Source organism: Actinomadura oligospora ATCC 43269 (genome assembly GCF_000518265.1).
Lineage (GTDB): Bacteria > Actinomycetota > Actinomycetes > Streptosporangiales > Streptosporangiaceae > Spirillospora > Spirillospora oligospora.
Map to the genome: position 1 here is coordinate 209,628 of NZ_JADG01000012.1, position 16,114 is coordinate 225,741.

General features: G+C 68.7%; 22 protein-coding genes. 11 read left to right on the forward strand and 11 right to left on the reverse strand.

Annotated elements, in window-relative coordinates:
• Positions 1-23: 23 nt before the first annotated feature.
• A complete protein-coding gene (locus P696_RS0121090) occupies positions 24-965 on the reverse strand; it encodes an HpcH/HpaI aldolase/citrate lyase family protein (protein WP_026413886.1) in 942 nt (313 codons plus the stop codon).
• Between the two features lie 43 nt (positions 966-1,008).
• Between P696_RS0121090 and P696_RS0121095 the strand changes: the two genes are divergently transcribed.
• Positions 1,009-1,524 carry a hypothetical protein gene (locus P696_RS0121095; RefSeq protein WP_026413887.1) on the forward strand — a complete coding sequence of 172 codons (516 nt, stop codon included), beginning with the start codon at positions 1,009-1,011 and terminating at the stop codon, positions 1,522-1,524.
• A gap of 14 nt (positions 1,525-1,538) precedes the next feature.
• On the opposite strand, the gene P696_RS0121100 is transcribed toward P696_RS0121095, so the two are convergent.
• Complete coding sequence (locus P696_RS0121100) at positions 1,539-2,537, reverse strand: RNA polymerase sigma-70 factor (protein ID WP_084337892.1); 999 nt, start codon at positions 2,535-2,537, stop codon at positions 1,539-1,541.
• Positions 2,530-3,087 (reverse strand): carboxymuconolactone decarboxylase family protein, encoded by a 558-nt coding sequence (locus P696_RS0121105; RefSeq protein WP_026413889.1) that lies wholly within the window; start codon positions 3,085-3,087, stop codon positions 2,530-2,532. The genes P696_RS0121100 and P696_RS0121105 overlap by 8 nt, the downstream gene beginning before the upstream one ends.
• A gap of 129 nt (positions 3,088-3,216) precedes the next feature.
• Between P696_RS0121105 and P696_RS0121110 the strand changes: the two genes are divergently transcribed.
• The 5 genes from P696_RS0121110 (at position 3,217) to P696_RS0121130 (ending at position 7,473) form a co-directional block, all read left to right on the forward strand.
• A complete protein-coding gene (locus P696_RS0121110) occupies positions 3,217-4,524 on the forward strand; it encodes a magnesium transporter MgtE N-terminal domain-containing protein (protein WP_026413890.1) in 1,308 nt (435 codons plus the stop codon).
• Complete coding sequence (locus P696_RS47040) at positions 4,521-5,009, forward strand: DUF1003 domain-containing protein (RefSeq protein WP_157429824.1); 489 nt, start codon at positions 4,521-4,523, stop codon at positions 5,007-5,009. The genes P696_RS0121110 and P696_RS47040 overlap by 4 nt, the downstream gene beginning before the upstream one ends.
• Before the next feature lie 178 nt (positions 5,010-5,187).
• A complete protein-coding gene (locus P696_RS52720) occupies positions 5,188-5,565 on the forward strand; it encodes a hypothetical protein (protein ID WP_026413891.1) in 378 nt (125 codons plus the stop codon).
• A 189-nt stretch (positions 5,566-5,754) separates the two neighbouring features.
• The gene (bla, locus tag P696_RS0121125) at positions 5,755-6,723 is read left to right on the forward strand and encodes a class A beta-lactamase (protein WP_245627755.1); all 969 of its coding nucleotides are present in this window, start codon (positions 5,755-5,757) and stop codon (positions 6,721-6,723) included.
• A gap of 240 nt (positions 6,724-6,963) precedes the next feature.
• Entirely contained in the window at positions 6,964-7,473 is a 510-nt protein-coding gene (locus tag P696_RS0121130) for a DUF6879 family protein (RefSeq protein WP_026413893.1), read from the forward strand.
• Positions 7,474-7,541: 68 nt separating this feature from the next.
• On the opposite strand, the gene P696_RS47050 is transcribed toward P696_RS0121130, so the two are convergent.
• The 5 genes from P696_RS47050 to P696_RS0121155 all read right to left on the reverse strand — a co-directional run bounded on the left by P696_RS47050 (position 7,542) and on the right by P696_RS0121155 (position 11,128).
• Positions 7,542-8,609, reverse strand: coding sequence for a methyltransferase domain-containing protein (locus tag P696_RS47050; RefSeq protein WP_051467946.1), 1,068 nt, complete (start codon positions 8,607-8,609; stop codon positions 7,542-7,544).
• The gene (locus tag P696_RS58830) at positions 8,606-8,740 is read right to left on the reverse strand and encodes a hypothetical protein (protein WP_281174972.1); all 135 of its coding nucleotides are present in this window, start codon (positions 8,738-8,740) and stop codon (positions 8,606-8,608) included. The genes P696_RS47050 and P696_RS58830 overlap by 4 nt, the downstream gene beginning before the upstream one ends.
• Positions 8,741-8,835: 95 nt before the next feature.
• On the reverse strand, positions 8,836-9,960 hold the full coding sequence (locus P696_RS0121145; protein WP_026413894.1) for a helix-turn-helix domain-containing protein: 1,125 nt from the start codon (positions 9,958-9,960) through the stop codon (positions 8,836-8,838).
• A 167-nt stretch (positions 9,961-10,127) separates the two neighbouring features.
• Positions 10,128-10,322 carry a DUF397 domain-containing protein gene (locus P696_RS0121150; RefSeq protein ID WP_026413895.1) on the reverse strand — a complete coding sequence of 65 codons (195 nt, stop codon included), beginning with the start codon at positions 10,320-10,322 and terminating at the stop codon, positions 10,128-10,130.
• Positions 10,319-11,128: a helix-turn-helix domain-containing protein gene (locus P696_RS0121155; RefSeq protein ID WP_157429825.1), complete on the reverse strand. Its 810-nt coding sequence runs from the start codon at positions 11,126-11,128 to the stop codon at positions 10,319-10,321. The genes P696_RS0121150 and P696_RS0121155 overlap by 4 nt, the downstream gene beginning before the upstream one ends.
• A 103-nt stretch (positions 11,129-11,231) precedes the next feature.
• Here P696_RS0121155 and P696_RS0121160 point away from each other — a divergent pair, with 103 nt between their 5' ends.
• Genes P696_RS0121160 through P696_RS0121170 form a run of 3 tightly spaced genes read left to right on the forward strand, consistent with a single transcriptional unit; the run spans position 11,232 to position 12,303 of the window.
• A complete protein-coding gene (locus P696_RS0121160) occupies positions 11,232-11,567 on the forward strand; it encodes a hypothetical protein (RefSeq protein WP_157429826.1) in 336 nt (111 codons plus the stop codon).
• Entirely contained in the window at positions 11,564-12,022 is a 459-nt protein-coding gene (locus P696_RS0121165) for a hypothetical protein (protein WP_157429827.1), read from the forward strand. Before P696_RS0121160 ends, P696_RS0121165 begins: the two co-directional genes overlap by 4 nt.
• On the forward strand, positions 12,019-12,303 hold the full coding sequence (locus tag P696_RS0121170) for a hypothetical protein (RefSeq protein WP_026413899.1): 285 nt from the start codon (positions 12,019-12,021) through the stop codon (positions 12,301-12,303). The genes P696_RS0121165 and P696_RS0121170 overlap by 4 nt, the downstream gene beginning before the upstream one ends.
• Positions 12,304-12,350: 47 nt before the next feature.
• Here P696_RS0121170 and P696_RS0121175 read toward each other — a convergent pair whose 3' ends face one another.
• Positions 12,351-12,677 (reverse strand): HAD family hydrolase, encoded by a 327-nt coding sequence (locus tag P696_RS0121175; RefSeq protein ID WP_157429828.1) that lies wholly within the window; start codon positions 12,675-12,677, stop codon positions 12,351-12,353.
• A gap of 33 nt (positions 12,678-12,710) precedes the next feature.
• Positions 12,711-13,538, reverse strand: coding sequence for an AraC family transcriptional regulator (locus P696_RS0121180; protein ID WP_034486069.1), 828 nt, complete (start codon positions 13,536-13,538; stop codon positions 12,711-12,713).
• Positions 13,539-13,604: 66 nt separating this feature from the next.
• Between P696_RS0121180 and P696_RS0121185 the strand changes: the two genes are divergently transcribed.
• Positions 13,605-14,624 (forward strand): alpha/beta fold hydrolase, encoded by a 1,020-nt coding sequence (locus P696_RS0121185; protein WP_084337898.1) that lies wholly within the window; start codon positions 13,605-13,607, stop codon positions 14,622-14,624.
• A gap of 145 nt (positions 14,625-14,769) precedes the next feature.
• A complete protein-coding gene (locus tag P696_RS0121190) occupies positions 14,770-15,054 on the forward strand; it encodes a PDZ domain-containing protein (RefSeq protein WP_170026538.1) in 285 nt (94 codons plus the stop codon).
• 189 nt (positions 15,055-15,243) lie between these two features.
• On the opposite strand, the gene P696_RS0121195 is transcribed toward P696_RS0121190, so the two are convergent.
• Entirely contained in the window at positions 15,244-15,906 is a 663-nt protein-coding gene (locus P696_RS0121195) for a hypothetical protein (protein ID WP_026413904.1), read from the reverse strand.
• Between the last annotated feature and the right edge of the window lie 208 nt (positions 15,907-16,114).

Sequence of the window (16,114 nt, forward strand, 5' to 3'; positions counted from 1 at the left end):
TTCAGGAGGTTCGCAGCTACGGCTCAGCTCTCGGGAGGCTCGAAGGACCTCGTCCGGGGGAGCCCGGCGGCGCGTCCCTTGGCGGCGATCACGAGCGCCATCTTCCGGGACGCCTCGTCGATCATCTCGTCGCCGAGCATGGCCGCGCCGCGTCCCTCCACGGACGTCGCGTGTTCGTAGGCGTCCAGGATGAGCTCGGCGTGGTCGTAGTCGTCCTGGGACGGGGAGAACACCTCGTTCCCCGCGTCCACCTGGGACGGGTGCAGCACCCACTTGCCGTCGAAGCCGAGCGCCGCCGAACGCTGCGCCACGCGGCGGAAGGCGTCCACGTCCCGGACGTTGAAGTACGGCCCGTCGACGGCCTGCAGATCGTGCGCGCGCGCGGCGAGCAGGATGCGCATGAGGATGTAGTGGTAGGCGTCGCCCTCGGTGTATCCGGGCGGCTGCTCCCCCACGACCAGCGTCTTCATGTTGATCGACGCCATGAAGTCGCCCGGCCCGAACACCAGCGTCTCCAGGCGGGGCGAGGACGCGGCGATCGCGTCGATGTTCGTCATCCCGCGCGCGTCCTCGATCTGGGCCTCGACGCCGATCCGCCCGGCGGGCAGGCCCACGGCGCGCTCGATCTGGGTGAGCAGCCGGTCGAGCCACTGGACGTGCGACGCGTCCTGGACCTTCGGCAGCATCAGGCAGTCGAGGTTCGCGCCCGCGCCCTCGACGACCTCGATCACGTCCCGGTAGGCGAACGGGGTGTCGAGGTCGTTGATCCGGACGACCCGGACCTTGCCCGTCCAGTCGCCCTCGTTCAGCGCCGCGACGACGTTCCTGCGCGCGTCGGCCTTGGCCGAGGGCGCGACGGCGTCCTCGAGGTCGAGGAAGATCTCGTCCGCCGGGAGCCCCTGGGCCTTCTCGATGAACCGGGGATTGCTGCCGGGAACGGCCAGCGTGGTACGTCGCGATCGCATGGCGCGGATGCTACCCACGCGCGGCGTGTGAGACGCTGGCGGCATGGGTGACACGCGTTCGGCCCTGATCGAGGAGGCCCTCAAGAAGTCCGGCATGTTGTGGCTGGTCCTCTCGGGGCTCCCCCAACCGCGCGCGGCCTGGCACATCTGGCATGACGGGTCCGCGTACGTGCTCACGGGCGGCGAGGGCGAGCAGCCCCTGCCCGGCCTGCCGGACGCGACCCGCGCCACGGTGATGGTCCGCAGCAAGGACAAGGGCGGACGCCTGATCACGTTCACCGCCGCCGTCGAGATCGTCGAACCGGGCACCGAGCTCTGGGACGAGATCACCCCGGTCATGGCGAAGGAACGGCTCAACGCGCGCACGCACGAGGGCCAGGCCGAGACCTGGGCCACCGAGTCCTGGATCGTCCGGCTCACCCCGACCGAGGAGGTCGAGGAGGAACCAGGCGATTACGACGATTCCTACTCCGTCGTCCGCCCGGTGCCGACCCCGGCGACGACGGCGGGCGCCCCGCCTCGCATGTTCGGCGCGCGCCGCCGCCAAGCCGACCGCTGACCGCCTCCCGGGGGCTATCCGCCGAAGGTGCGGCCCTCGCGGACGGCGTGGAGCTTGTCCGGGTTGCCGACCATGTGGACGGTCGTGATCAGGCCGTCCTCGTTCGTCGTGACGCCGATCGTGCCGAGCAGCCGGCCGCCGCCCTCGAGGATCAGGCCGGGCGCGCCGTTGATCTCGGCCCAGCTCAACCGCCACTCCTCCACCGGGACGCCCTGCCAGGGCCGGCTGGTGACGCCGATGAAGAACCGGACGATCTTCTCCGGGCCGTGGATGACGCGCAGCGCGGCGCGGACCCTGCCGCCGCCGTCCGTCCAGAGCGCGACGTCCGGGGCGAGGACGGCCATCAGCTCGTTGATGTCGCCGCCGACCGCCGCCGCCAGGAACCGTTCGACCGCGGCGCGCTGCTCGTCCGCGCGCGCGTCGAAGCGGGGCCGCCGCGCGTCCACGTGCTTGCGGGCGCGCGTCCCGACCTGCCGCACGGACGCCTCGGACCGGCCGAGCGCCGTCGCGATCTCGGTGTAGGGGAACCCGAACGCCTCGCGCAGCACGAAAACGGCCCGTTCCAGCGGCGTCAGCGTCTCCAGCACCACCAGCAGGGCCGTGGACACCGACTCGGCCACCTCGGCGTGCTCCGCCACGTCCGGCGCGGTGATCACCGGTTCCGGCAGCCACGGCCCGATGTACTGCTCGCGCTTCACCCGGACGGACCGGAGGCGGTCCAGCGCGAGGTTCGTCGCGACGCGCACGAGGAACGCCTCGTCGTCGGCGACCGCGTCCCGGTCGTCCGCCGACCAGCGCAGCCACGCGTCCTGGACGACGTCCTCGGCGTCGGTGACCGTCCCGAGCATCCGGTAGGCGACCCCGAACAGCCGGTCCCGATGCGCCTCGAACCGCCCCGCGATCCCTTCCTGCGCCCCGAGCCGGGCCCCTTCCGCCTCGGGCGCCCCGGACCGCTCCGAGAGCGTGAACGACCTCGAAGTCGCAGCGGAGGGCGGGCGGACGCGGTCAGCCACGGTCTGCCGGGACGTCGCAGCGGTCCTTGAAGCCCTGGCCGGTGAGTCCGGCGGCGGCGTTGAAGCGCGAGCGCAGGTTCTCCACGGCCACCATCATGGTCAGTTCGACGATCTGCTTCTCACTCAGGAACGTCCGGAGCCGCGCGGTCATCTCGTCCGTGACCTCGGGCGGGTCGGCGCACATGGCCTCGGCGTACTCCATGACCAGGCGTTCCTCGCGGCTGAACAGGTCGGACTCGCGCCAGTTCGGGACGGCCTCCAGCTTCTCCAGCGGGATCCCGTGCGTCGTCGCCGCCCAGGTGCCGAAGTCGACGCACCAGGAGCAGCCGATCCGCACCGAGGCCGCCATCTCGGCGAGGTCCTTGTACCTGTACGGCAGCGCCTTCCACCGCCCGGCCTGGGTCTCGAACAGCGAGTACGCGGTCGAGACGCCCATGTGGTGTCCCATCGCGCGCACGGGGTCGAGCTCCTTGCCGTACATCCGGCGGACGATCCACGTGGCCGCGCGGTAGCGGAGCGTCCGCGGCGGGTTGAGCGAGATGCGTGCCATGTCGGTCCTCCTTACCCTTCACCTGGTGGACGACCGGACGTCTCCAAGTGTGACATCTGACGGAAAACGCGTGGTTAACGTTGGTTAGGGCGGCCGGATGACCCCGAAGATCATGGGTAGGCTCCGGGCATGAGCGGAGCTCCCAGCAGGGTCTTCATCGCGCGGCTGGCCGGTATCGCGGTGTTCGACCCGGCCGGTGACCAGATCGGCCGGGCGCGGGACGTGGTCGTCGCGCTGCGCCCGGACGAACGCGCTCCCCGCGTGCTCGGCCTGACCGTCGACGTCGCGCCCCGCCGCACCGTGTTCCTGCCGATCACCCGGGTCACCACGATCGAGGCGGACGCGATCATCTTCGACGGGCGGCTGAACGTCCGCCGGTTCCAGCAGCGCGCGTCCGAGACCCTCGTCCTCGCCGAGATGCTCGACCGGACCGTCCGGCTGCGCGAGTCCGGCGACCCCGTCTCGGTGGTGGACGTCGCGATGGAGCCGACCCGCACCCGGGACTGGCTGGTCGGCAAGGTCGCGGTGCGCCGCGCGACCAGCCGCGGCCGGACGTCCCGCCGCGGTGGGACGTCGGTGGTCGACTGGGGGGCCGTGGAGGGCTTCGCGACGATCGAGCACGGGCAGGGCGCGGCCGGGCTGATCGCGGCGTTCGAGAACATGAAGCCCGCCGACCTCGCCAACTTCGTCCACGACCTGCCGGAGAAGCGCCGCACCGAGGTCGCCGTCGCGCTCGACGACGAGCGGCTGGCGGACGTCCTGGAGGAGCTGCCCGAGGACGACCAGGTCGAGATCCTCGGCAAGCTGGAGGTGGAGCGCGCCGCCGACGTCCTGGAGTCGATGGACCCCGACGACGCCGCCGACCTGCTCGGCGAACTCCCCACCGACCAGCGCGAGCGCCTGCTGACCCGGATGGAGCCGCACGAGGCCGCGCCCGTCCGCCGCCTGCTGACCTACGCCGACGACTCGGCCGGCGGCCTGATGACCACCGACCCCGTCGTCGTCCCGCCGGACGCGACCGTCGCCGAGGCCCTCGCCAAGATCCGCAACCCCGACCTGAACCCGGCCCTCGCCGCCCAGGTGTACGTGTGCCGTCCGCCGACGGCGACCCCGACGGGCCGCTACCTGGGCACCGTCCACTTCCAGCGGCTGCTGCGCGAACCGCCCCCGACCCTGGTCAGCGGCATCGTGGACACCGAGCTGGACCCGCTGCGCCCGACCATGTCGCTGGAGGCCGTGGCGACCTTCCTGGCCACCTACAACCTGGTCGCGGGCGCCGTGGTGGACGAGACGGGCCATCTGCTCGGCGCGGTCACCATCGACGACGTCCTCGACCACCTGCTGCCCGAGGACTGGCGCGAGACCGTCATGGACGCCGCCGCCGAGCAGGCCGCCGACCCCGAAGAGGAAGCCCTGCGCGCGGGAGGCACCGCATGACCCCACGGCTCGACCAGCCCCGCGAGCTCCGCCGCACCGTCATCCCCCAGGTCCACTACGACCCCGAGTCGTTCGGACGGCTCTCCGAGCGCATCGCCCGATTCATGGGGACGGCCCGCTTCCTCGTCTACATGACGGCCGTGATCATCACGTGGATCGCGTGGAACGCCCTGGCCCCGGTGTCCTGGCGCTTCGACCCGTACCCGTTCATCTTCCTGACCCTCGTCCTGTCCCTCCAGGCGTCCTACGCGGCCCCCCTGATCCTGCTCGCCCAGAACCGCCAGGACGACCGCGACCGCGTCCAGTACGAGCAGGACCGCTCCCGCAACGAGCGCAACATCGCCGACACCGAGTACCTGACCCGCGAGATCGCCGGGCTCCGCATGGCCATCTCCGAGGTCGCCACCCGCGACTTCCTCCGCTCCGAACTGGAGCACATGCTGCGGGAACTCGAAACCAAGAACGGCCACCGCGACACCGCCTGACCCCCGCCCCCAAGGCCCTCGCACCGCGAGAGCGTCCTCATCGCGGCTTCCACCCCAGAAACCCCGACAACAAGGGGGGCACCAGGAGTTATCCACAACCAGCGCATCGCCTTGTGATCAATCCCCACGGTCCCAGATGATCGTCACATCAACACACAGTGACGAAGGGACCACAGAGATGCTGCTCGCCCAGGTCGCGACCCTCATCGCGATCGCCCTCCCCTTCATGGGCTTCATCTTCCGCCACATGAACATGGTCCGTGCCGAGCTCAACGCGAAGATCGAGAGCGTGGGCAAGGAGATCAACGGAACCCGCACGGAACTCGACGCCAAGATCGAGGGCGTCTCGAAGGAGGTCAACGCCAAGATCGAGCGCACCACCACCCACATTGACGGCCTGCGCGCCGAGATGAGCGCCAGGTTCAGCGGCATGGACTCCAGGTTCGACGGCCTTCGCAACGAACTCCTGGCGACGATGCAGCCCATGGCCCGCCTCCTCGAACGTCTCGACCAGGACTCCCGCGACCACCTCAAGACCCACCACTCCCCCGGCTAGTCCGTCGCACAGGACGCCCTTCAGCCCCGAATGCCCCTCTCGGGATCACGTCAACAGCGACCGCTGCCACCTGCGCTGATATGGAAATCCATATCAATCGGCAACCCATACCAATATTGGACACGATGCGAAGGCGTCTGGTGTGCTCATGCCTTGTTCAAGATCGACAACGAGAGCAGGGGGCCGAGAATGCGACGTGTCCAGTCGAAGGGCCGGATGAAGGTCGGAATCTCCGTACTGGCGATCTCCACGGTGTTCGCGGGGACGGCCTGCGGCGCGGGGCAGACGGCGACCGGCGAGCGCGTGGCGCACACCGGCACCGCGGCGAAGGCGATCGCGCCCGGCGACGTCCAGCAGCAGCTGCGCAAGCTGGAGACGTCCTATGACGGACGGATCGGCGCGTACGCGATCGACACCGGGACCGGCAAGACGGTCGGCTACCGCACGCACGAGCGCATGCCCAGCAACTCCACGTTCAAGGCGATCCTGTGCGGCGCGGTCCTCAACAAGGCCCGCACCACGGACCCGGGCCTGATGAACCGCACGTTCCACTGGACCAAGGCGGACGTCGTCGAGGCGTCCCCGGTCACCGAGAAGGAGGAGAACATCAAGAACGGCCTCACCGCGGCGCAGCTGTGCGAGGCGACCATCACCACCAGCGACAACACGGCGGCGAACGTGCTGCTCAAGCAGGTCCTCGGCGGACCCGCCGCCATGACGCGCTACTACCGGTCCCTGGGCGACCCGACCGGACGGCTGGACCGGTACGAGACCGAGCTCAACATCTGGAGCCCCGGCGAGAAGCGCGACACCATCATGCCCGCGTTCATGGCCCGCGACCTGCAGAGGCTCACGGTCGGCAACTCCCTGGCCCCCGAGGACAGGCAGCAGCTGATCACCTGGATGAAGGCCACCGTCACCGGTGACGCGCGCATCCGCGCGGGCGTCCCCAAGGGCTGGACCGTCGGCGACAAGACCGGCACCTCGAACGACTGGTACGCCGCCGCCGACGACATCGCGATCGCCTACCCCCCGTCCGGCGCCCCGGTGATCATCGCCGTCTACACCCACCGCAACGTCAAGGGCACCCCGATCGACAACCGCATCCTCGCCCAGACCACCACCATCCTCCTCCGCGGCCTCGGCAAGACGTCCTAACGGCCGTCCCCGGCCCTCCCGCCCCGGCATAGTCAAGGTCCAAGCTCCGCGCGGACACCCCCAAAGGTCCTCGCTCCGCGCGGACACGGCTAAAGGTCCTCGCTCCGCTCGGGCAGCCTCATTGGGGCTCCCGCCCCAAACCCCAAGCTGGGGGCTCCGCCCCCAGACCCCCGAGAACCGAGTGGACGAGGACCGACCGGCCGATCACGAAGAGTCGTCCGCAAGTACGTCAGGAGAGCTATGGAATTGATCTCGGCGGAACAGCGGGCGGCACTGATCTGGGCCGGTCGCCCCTTCCTGAAGCTTGAGCTCCGCGACAGCTACGCCTTCGACGCCGACCTGTTCGAGGCGTGGAGGCGCGGAGACCAAGAGGTCATCGCCCGTGTGGTCGACGGGTGGCGTGACAAGGTCGCTTCCGAAGTCGCCGCAGGCAGGCGACTTCGAAGGGTTCGCGTGGTCTCCGAACCACTCTCGGAGTACCAGCGCATGGCCGTGGACATCAGCGGGTCTGCGGTCGAAGCGGGGGAAGAGTTGCGCTGGCTTCCCCGTCGGCTCGTCTCCGCGCTCCCACTCCCGGGCAACGACTGCTTCGTCCTCGAAGACCTGGTCATCTTCAACGTCCTCGGAGGTTCGGACGAGCGCGTCGAGATCCAGCTCCACCGAGACCCGAACGTGGTCCAGTTCTGCCGAGACTCCTTCGAAGCGGCTTGGAATATAGCCACCCCGCACCAGGAATACGAACCGGCCTGAGTGCCGGTGCGTGGGGGTGTGATGTACAGAGCCCCCGCCGCGCGAAGCGACGGGGGCTGAGGTCTTTCTCAGGGGGTTATCGGGTTGGCTGGGGAGTCGAGCCAGATCGTTTGGCCTTCGGGGGCCACGGTCATGCCGAAACGGTGCTGGGAGGGGCTGCCCCGGCCGACCCATCGCAGGTAGGCCGCCGCCGCCTCATCCCACAGGCGGCGGTCTCCCCACTGCTCCACGGTGAACTCGGCGCGGCCTGGTTCGTAGTCCACGGACGCCCAGGCACCGTCCTCGGGTTCCAGGAGCCACAACGTCCACTCTCCGGAGCCGTCGTCCGCAGCGCACATCCGCTTCTCCACACCGGGGACCAGAGCCCCGACGGTGATGTCCGCACCGTAGGAGTCCCAGGCGACGGTACGAGGATCGAGCCTGGTCAGGGAGCGGGTCGGCTCGGCATCCGCCGTGTAGGAAGAGATGGATCGTCCGGCGATCCTCTGCCCCCTGGCCATCATGTAGTTGGCGAACTCGGGGAACCGGCCCAGGGCCGTGCCGTTTCCCGCCACGGTCAGGCGTGCCAGGTGACCGTTGCCGTACAGAGGGTTCCAGGGGAGCACGATCACCCCGCCCGGCCGTGTCTGCTCCACCCATGCATAGGGGACTTCGGAGACTCCGCAGGCGGCATGAACACGGTCGTATGGAGCGCCGTCAGGTTGGCCGACCGTCCCGTCCCCTTGGACCAGACGGGGAGAGTATCCGGCCCGTGTCAGGTTCTTTTCCGCCTGAGCCAGTACCTCCGAGTCGATCTCGACGCTGGTCACGTTCTCTGGGCCGACCCGATGCGAGAGCAGCGCGGCCGTCCATCCCGTTCCGGTCCCGATCTCCAGCACCCGGTCGCGGTCTCGAAGGTCCAGCGCGGACAGGAAGTCCCGCACGGTGGCCGGAGCCGAGCAGGACGAGGTGAACAGGCCGACGCCGCCCTCAGCCCCGTCATCGAGCTGAGTGATGATCGCGGTGTTGGAGTCCACCGCGGCCCGCCATTCCTCCGGCCGCGCCTCCCGATCGATCGGGTAGTTCGGCTCGTCGCTGTCCGGCATCGCCAATGCGCGATCGGGGACGAACAGGTGCCGAGGAACAGCTTCGATCACTTCGGATCTTTCCCGTCTCCCTTGTTGCCCCCGCCGTCGCCACCGCTGCCACGCCTGCCGCCCTGGGGACTGCTCCCGTCGCCGCCCTTGGGGTCGTCCTTGGGATTGTCCTTGTCGCCGTGCTTGCCCATTGCCGTCCTCCTCCGCTGTGCCCGCTTCGCGTCGTGGCCCGACGAAGCTCATATGAGCAGGCTAGGACCGCCAATTGAAGAAGGAAGTAGCCGGACTAGTGGCCATTACTTCCCTTGATCTCCTGCAACAAGAGGCGAAGCGTCAGAGAATGCTTTTCGGGGGGCAATTCCCCCAAAGCCGACTCGGCGTAGGCCACACCGCCCGTCTGATCCCCGGCTCTGGCCAGCATCAGACCACGGTGCATCTCAAGATGCGTGGCGAACCTGGGCAAGCTGGACGGAAGTTCGGACGTCGCCTGTTCCTGTGCGTGGACTGCCCGATCCTCGTCCCCGAGTCTCGCGGCCAGGAGGGAGAGAAAGACGTTCATCCGCCACCACGGAACCGCGTAGTCCGATGTCTGCTCCTCGGACCCGGAGCGGTCGAAGACACGCCTGCCGCTCTCCACCAGCTCACGCGCCGAACGATCGTCGCCCCGGAGCGCGGCGACGTGCGCCTTCCCCATGATGGCGTTGAGGCGGCCGAGGCTCGGCTTGTCGCTGATCTGCATGGCCTGGTCTGCGAACATGTCCGCCAGTCCGAGTGACGCCCCCTCGTAGCCGAGCGCGATGGCAGCGCGACCGCGAACCCAGACGCGGGCGTCCGCGTCCCCGGACCTGTCGGCGGCCTGTGCGGCGATCCGGTACCAGTTCGCAGCCTTGGCCCCGTCCGAGCCCGGAAACGTCTTGCCGTACAAGGTCATCAGCTTTGACGCGATGCCCCACAGGGAAGGCTCCTCCAACTGTTGCTGAAGGACGAGCAAGTCCAGAGAAAGACGCCGCTGAATCTCCGCTGCCCCGAGCGACATGTAGTCACGCCCGTAGGTGATCAACTTGTCCTGCCAGTAGTCCGCTGACGGATGATCCGCAGCAAGGGCGCCGATGAATCCCGAACGAATCAGGTCAGAGGCGACCACTGGAGCGATGGCGGTGGCCGCCGCGTTGGTCAGGAACCGACGTCTCTGCATCTTGGCGTCCTCGAGCACTTCCAGGGCGACGTCCAACACTGTCGCGAGGTGGCGCAGCCAGAAGGGACCGGGTGTGCGCTTGCCGTTCTCCCACCGCGACACGTCCTCGCGGGAGACGGTGGCCCGGCCCGCCGACTCACACAGCAGGTCGGCGAGACGGCCCTGCGAGTACCCGAGGGACTCACGAAGATCGCGGACGAGCGGTCCAAGCGTCATACCGCAATCCTGCCTCTTGCCCAGTGGCCAAGGGGGTGGCCAGACCAGTGGCCACCCACCGCCGTCCTCCGACTGCATGACACGCCCCGGTACGCACGCCCCATGGACGCCGAACACAAGTGAGCCCCGACCATGGGCCGGGGCTCACTTGACGAGTTGGCGGAAGCTCAGCCCGTCACGTCTTCCCGCTTCAGGCACGACAGGAGCACGGCGAAGCTCGCGGTCTCGAGCGAAAGGTGGCCGGTCGTTGGGGACTTGGAGTCCCGCATCCCGACCGTCCGAGAAATCCGCGCGACCTCCACGCATTCCTGGCCACCCGAGCCGCCACCGCCGCTGTAGCTGGACTTACGCCAGTTGATCATGAGAACCGCTCCATCGCCTGCGCCAAGAGGGCGAGCGTGACGTCCCAAGGAAGGGCGCACGCTCCGATCAGATCCCAACGTACTCCGAAGTCACGAACCTCCGCACTGTCCTGAATCAACCTCCCTCCCCCGGGCGCTTCCACGAACACCAGCTCCCCCTTTGGCATGGCCAGGGTGTTGAAGGAGCCATCCAGCCCGAGGTAGAAACCAGCGCTCTTCGGCACAATGCGAATGGTCACGTTCGGCAGCGTGGCCACCTCATGAAGCTTGGCCAACTGTGCCCGGAAGACCTCCCGATCGCCGACCTGACGGTGAAGCACGTCCTCGTCCATGACGACCCACACGTACGGCGGATTCTCGCGAGTCAGGACCTCCTGCCGCTTCAGGCGACTCTCGACCGCGGCCTCAACATCCTTCTCCAGCCCCGCCTCACGCAGGAGCGCGCGCGCATACTCGGGCGTCTGGAAGATCCCAGGGCAGTAAGACAACCGGAAGGAGCGGATGACGAGCGCCTTGGCCTCGTGCATGGCGTACTCCGCGAACCAGTCCGGATCATGGGCAGTGCGGGCATACCGGACCAGGCGCCGGAAATGATGGTTGAGTCCCAGAAAGGCATCAAGCTTTTCCGCCTGATCCTCATTCAGGTTCCATCCATCGCGGGCATGTTCCAGGTTCGATACGGTCGCCTTCGCGGCTCCCATGACCTCGCCCAGTTGAGGCAGGGACAACCCCTCGCGCTCACGATAGAAGCGCAGGTCAGAGGCGATCCAGTCCTTGAAAGACGTGTCCGGGTTCAGCGAGTCCACCGGGGCCATGCACCACACTCCGGGTATCGAGGGTTTCACTGATACGCGACAAGCTAACCCGGTGAGCGCATTCTTGTCTCAGGAACGAGAGAAAGGAGTGCGCATGGGAATCGAGCATGGGCGGCACGCGGAGGTCGCCATTGATCATCCGTTGCCGTCGAATCAGCGGCGGGCCTTTTTGGAGGTGTTGCATCAGGTGATCAAGGAGACGCGGCCCGGGGTGAAATCCACGTTGGTTTTGCGGGCGGGATGTCAGGTTTTGTTTGTGTTCGACGCCGCCGAACCCGTGCGGAACGGGGAGGTCGGGTGTGACTTCGACCGGGCTTCCGGCTGGACCTTCACGTGGGTTGCGGACGGGAGCGTGCTCGGCCGCGTCCAGGACGTCCACGCCGTCGCCGCCGAGGTGTCCGCCCGGACGTCGGGGTGGGGGCGGCGATGACGGGCGCACGAGTTGAGCGGGTGGCGCTGCGGCTCGCCGTCGAGGTCGTCCAGGTCGCTTACGAGGAGGCCATGCGGCAGCACGGGGTGTTGGGCAGCACCGTCGCGCTTGTTTCGTCCTCTGCGCATAAGAACCTCGGCGCACTGGACGACGCGCCTGGGCATGAGGCTGACCTTCGTGACCTGGAAGGGCTGCGCGAGGCGATCGCGAGTGTAGCGCCGCGCGTCAAGAGCAGCGTTCGCACCGGGCCGGACGGACGGCTTCTCCTGCACGTCAACAATCCCGACGTCGGCGGACGGTTCTGCGAGGACGTCAGCGTGCGGGACGTGCGGCACTACCTCTGGTCCTGGGGTGACGTGATCGCGCCTGCCATCTCGCCGTCCATCGCCGCTGGACGGATCGTCCACGTCCTCGCCACGACCACACCTGACCGGGCCCACGAAAGGACCGCATGAACCTCGCACTCTTCTGGACGCTGGCCTTCGCCGCGCTGGTCGGCATGGCCGTCCTCGGCGACGTCGTCGGGCGGAAGCGCGTCCCCCAGGACGACGTCAGGGTCCGGTGCGTCGAGATCCAGCTCGATGTCCTCCGCTCCGAGACGCGGGCCGGGTTCGCGACGCTCGACGCGGCGCTCAGTGCCAAGGCCGAGATGCGGCACGCGGAGATCCTGGCGGCGCTCGCGTCGTCGCCCGGACGTCCCGACACGCTGCTCGACGCGCCCGTCACCGGAGCGTAGGAGCCGCCGCGCTGGTGGACGTCGTTCCACGAGCGAGTGCTCGGGCCTTACTCGCGCGCGGTCTCGTGGCCACGGTCGTGGACGACGGGGAACTCCGGCTCGACGACGTCCGCCCATGCGTCGATGCGCTCGGGGGACGTCCTGATCGCCGCGATCAGCGCCTCGACCGCTGCCAGCTTCCGCTCGCCGAGATGCGCGCGGAGCTCCTCCAGCGAAACCTCGCGATACGGCATCGACAACTGCCACCAGAAACGCATGAGGTAGCGACACTCCTGTTGCCGCCGGTCGTCGGCGAGACGCCATTCAATGACCGCTCTCACACGGGTGAGTTGCTCCTCGTCCCGGAAACCGGAGGCGAGGTCCGTCAGGGACATGTCGGCCATGGTGATCCTCTTCCGATCTGGACTTCACGAACAGGGCCTTTGGGTCGGCCATGCGAGGTCGTCGACCGTGAGGAAGGGTTCGGCTGCCACGGTCGCGGGGGTGAGGCCGGTGAACGCCATGACGTCCCGGTGCAGGTGGGACTGGTCGGCGTAGCCGCCTTCCGCCGCGACCCGCGCTGGGCTCGTGCCCGCGACCAGGCGGTGGACGGCCTGGTCGAAGCGGACGAGCTTCGCGGCACGTTTGGGCGGCAGCCCGACCTGGCGGACGAAACGGGCCCACAGGCGTTTGCGGCTCCAGCCGACCTCGTCCGCCAAGCTCTCGACCCGCACCCGGCCCCTTCCCCGGACGATCCGGTTCCACGCCCACGCGACCTCGGCGTCCACCGGACGGCTCGCCTCGATCCGGCGGGCGAGCAACGCGTCCATCAGTGTGAAGCGGTCGTCCCACGACGTCGCGTCGGCCAGGCGTTCGCGGATCCGGGACACCTCCCCGACGCCCCACACGTCCTCAAGGGGCACCACCTCGCCGCCACTGCCCAGAACAGCGTGCGCGACCAGCGGGGACAGGCGCACCTGGACGACCTCGAAGTGTTCGCCCCGCACGCTGAAACGGCTCGATCCGAGGCCGAGCCCGGCGACGAGGCTTCCGCGTTGGAGTCCGGCCGCGTTCTCCACGACGAGCGGTCCGGCGCCGAACTCCACGACCAGCGTCACGGCCGGATGCGGGATCGCACGCTGACCGGACGTCCCCAGGCCACGGTCGCGGAACCCGGCCATGGCGACACCGGCCGTCCGGGAGGGACGCGCCGGACGCGCGACATCCCACAAACCGTCATGAACAGGGCCCCGCACACCCCCATGCTAGGCGGGGAACATTCGTCCAATACCCGCCGGACCAGGGCGAACGACAGTGGTCGTATGACCGTTTCACCGGAGTCGGACAGCGTCCGCCAGAACGACGACACGAAGGACGCGAGCCACACAGGGCACCGCAGGGAGCGCAGGCCCAAGCGGAAGCGCCTCCTCATCGCCTCGACCTCCCTGCTCGTGGTGGTCGGGCTGCTGCTGGGGAACGCGGCCGTGGTGTCACGGCAGAGCGCCGACGCCGAGGGCGACCGGCTTCTGACTCTCGACGGCAAGCGAATCCATGTCGTCCAGGACGGCCCGGCCGACGCCCCCGCCGTCGTCCTCATCCATGGCCTCGCCGGGTCGGCCCGCTGGTGGGACCCGCTGGTCCCCTCACTCGCGCAGGCCCATCGCGTCATCCGGATCGACCTGCTCGGACACGGCCTGTCGGCCAAGCCGTCCGGCGGCGGCTATTCGATTCCGGAGCAGGGACGGCGCGTCGCCCAGGCCCTGGACCGGCTCGGCGTGAAGCGCGCCGTCATCGTCGGCCACTCCACCGGGGGCTCGGTCGCCACCGCGCTCACCGAACAGCGCCCGGACCTGGTCACCGGGCTCGCGCTCGTCGACACCGGCCCCCGCATGGACGCCTTCATCTCGGACGGCTTCGTCGGAAAGCTCCTGTTCGTCCCGGTCGTCGGACAGCTGCTCTGGCGGCTGCGGACCGACCGGCTCGTCCGCAAGAGCCTGGGCACCGCGTTCAGCCGCCCCGGTTTCACGATCCCGGAACCGCTCGTGGACGACGTGCGCAGGACGACCTACCACTCGCTCACGACGACGTCCCGGGCCAGCGACGACTACATGAACCGGCGTCCGCTCCCCGACCGGCTGAAGCCCCTGGGCAAGCCGCTCCTGGTGATCTTCGGGGCGGAGGACCGCCGCTGGCGCGCGACGGAGTCCACCGCCGCCTACCGCGCCGTCCCGGGCGTCCGGATCGACGTGATCCCCGGCGTCGGCCACTCCCCGATGCTCGAGGATCCGTCGCGGACGGCCACCGCCCTCCAGTCCTTCGTGACGGCGGCCCGCCCTCGGTAATCCGCTCCTCGATCTCCGGCATGGGAGCGGTACGGATGCGACGCGTCCGGCGTGACGCCCCAGAGGCCGGGTAGGACGGACATCGCCACAACCGTTACACAAAGTAGCAATAGACTACCTTCTGCGACATGAAGGGATGTTCGCCATGCCCACCATGAAGGCGCCCGCCACCCACGGACGGATCGCGGCCAAGTACCACAATGACTGGGGCAAGGGGCCCCGCGTGATGTCGGTCGAGAAGGGCAGCAAGACCGCCAGGTCCGGCCTGAGGGTCAACGACATCATCATGAAGATCGACGGCCGGCCGTGTAAGACCAAGGCCGAGATGGACGCCGCGCTGTCGGACAAGCGGGCCGGGAACCCGGTCTCCGTCGTCGTCAACCGGGACGGCCACAACACCGCCTTCAACGTCACGCTCGACCCGGCCTGACCCGCCACGTCCCGAAAGAACGGCCACCGCCGCCAGCGTCCGTCCGTCCGGCGGCGGTGGCCGAGCCGCGCTCTCACGTCGCGTCATCGCACATAAACGAGTGTTCCCGTTGCTGCGCGATACCTCCGGCCCGGACCGGCTCCCGGACGCGTGGCGCTGGAGTGCGGCGACGCGTCCGGGAGCCGTCGGTCAGTGGAAGTACACGCAGCCCGTGCCGTTGACCGTGCCGGGCAGGTCCACTTTGCCGTCGTTGCACTCCAGGTCATTGTTCGGATCGTGGGAACGATCGCGAGAGACGACGATGAAGCGCCCGGTCCCCCCGTCGGTGGGCGCACCGTTGAGGCTGCGGCAGTTACCGGCCCCGACGACCTTCAGCGGCGAACCTGATTCGCCGGCGGTCGCGGTATCGCACTCGTAGGCGGGCCGCTTCTCCCATGGCCTGGTCACGTCGGACATGTCGCACGCGGTGGCGGTGACGCCCTTGGGCACGTGAGCGGTACCCGAGTGCTCGCCGCGCTTTCCGGGCACGCAGCGCACGTCGTAGATGTTGTCGTTGTTGTCGGGTTGCACTTCGTCCGGCCGCCAGTGGATGAAGAAGGCGCCATTGATGGGGCCCTTCTCCGGAGCGCCGTTGAAGGCCTTGCAGTTCCTCAGGCCCTTGGCGGGAATGGTGGTGAGGATGTCACCCTTCTGATAAATCCTGTCGCACTCGTAGGTCGGAGCACCGCTCCAGGGCCCCTCGATGACGGTCGGCGGCGATATCTCCGCGAACGCCGGACGGGCGCCGACCAGAGCCGCGGCGGCCCCGAGGGCCGTCCAGGCGACGGCGGCGCGACAACGCGTTCTCGGCATGAGGATTCTCCGTTCTTGGCGCATGCAGTGGCGGTTTCGCGGCGCGCCGCGGTTCACCTACAGGCATTCTTCGTCACACTCAGTGACTATCTGGACGATGGCGTACTTCCCGACCCTTGATCAGGCAAAACCCCAAGGTGGGGCAAACCACGCCCGCCCCGTCCACCGCGCGCACGGGCGAATCCACGAAGGCGCACCTCGCGGGCCC

What these genes read in the sequence shown, in the direction of transcription:
- P696_RS0121090 (WP_026413886.1), bottom strand. Translation starts at nt 965, where the DNA reads ATGCGATCGCGACGTACCACGCTGGCCGTTCCCGGCAGCAATCCCCGG.
- P696_RS0121095 (WP_026413887.1), top strand. Translation starts at nt 1,009, where the DNA reads ATGGGTGACACGCGTTCGGCCCTGATCGAGGAGGCCCTCAAGAAGTCC.
- P696_RS0121105 (WP_026413889.1), bottom strand. Translation starts at nt 3,087, where the DNA reads ATGGCACGCATCTCGCTCAACCCGCCGCGGACGCTCCGCTACCGCGCG.
- P696_RS0121110 (WP_026413890.1), top strand. Translation starts at nt 3,217, where the DNA reads ATGAGCGGAGCTCCCAGCAGGGTCTTCATCGCGCGGCTGGCCGGTATC.
- P696_RS47040 (WP_157429824.1), top strand. Translation starts at nt 4,521, where the DNA reads ATGACCCCACGGCTCGACCAGCCCCGCGAGCTCCGCCGCACCGTCATC.
- P696_RS52720 (WP_026413891.1), top strand. Translation starts at nt 5,188, where the DNA reads ATGCTGCTCGCCCAGGTCGCGACCCTCATCGCGATCGCCCTCCCCTTC.
- bla (WP_245627755.1), top strand. Translation starts at nt 5,755, where the DNA reads ATGCGACGTGTCCAGTCGAAGGGCCGGATGAAGGTCGGAATCTCCGTA.
- P696_RS0121130 (WP_026413893.1), top strand. Translation starts at nt 6,964, where the DNA reads ATGGAATTGATCTCGGCGGAACAGCGGGCGGCACTGATCTGGGCCGGT.
- P696_RS58830 (WP_281174972.1), bottom strand. Translation starts at nt 8,740, where the DNA reads ATGGGCAAGCACGGCGACAAGGACAATCCCAAGGACGACCCCAAGGGC.
- P696_RS0121145 (WP_026413894.1), bottom strand. Translation starts at nt 9,960, where the DNA reads ATGACGCTTGGACCGCTCGTCCGCGATCTTCGTGAGTCCCTCGGGTAC.
- P696_RS0121150 (WP_026413895.1), bottom strand. Translation starts at nt 10,322, where the DNA reads ATGATCAACTGGCGTAAGTCCAGCTACAGCGGCGGTGGCGGCTCGGGT.
- P696_RS0121160 (WP_157429826.1), top strand. Translation starts at nt 11,232, where the DNA reads ATGGGAATCGAGCATGGGCGGCACGCGGAGGTCGCCATTGATCATCCG.
- P696_RS0121165 (WP_157429827.1), top strand. Translation starts at nt 11,564, where the DNA reads ATGACGGGCGCACGAGTTGAGCGGGTGGCGCTGCGGCTCGCCGTCGAG.
- P696_RS0121170 (WP_026413899.1), top strand. Translation starts at nt 12,019, where the DNA reads ATGAACCTCGCACTCTTCTGGACGCTGGCCTTCGCCGCGCTGGTCGGC.
- P696_RS0121175 (WP_157429828.1), bottom strand. Translation starts at nt 12,677, where the DNA reads ATGTCCCTGACGGACCTCGCCTCCGGTTTCCGGGACGAGGAGCAACTC.
- P696_RS0121185 (WP_084337898.1), top strand. Translation starts at nt 13,605, where the DNA reads ATGACCGTTTCACCGGAGTCGGACAGCGTCCGCCAGAACGACGACACG.
- P696_RS0121190 (WP_170026538.1), top strand. Translation starts at nt 14,770, where the DNA reads ATGCCCACCATGAAGGCGCCCGCCACCCACGGACGGATCGCGGCCAAG.
- P696_RS0121195 (WP_026413904.1), bottom strand. Translation starts at nt 15,906, where the DNA reads ATGCCGAGAACGCGTTGTCGCGCCGCCGTCGCCTGGACGGCCCTCGGG.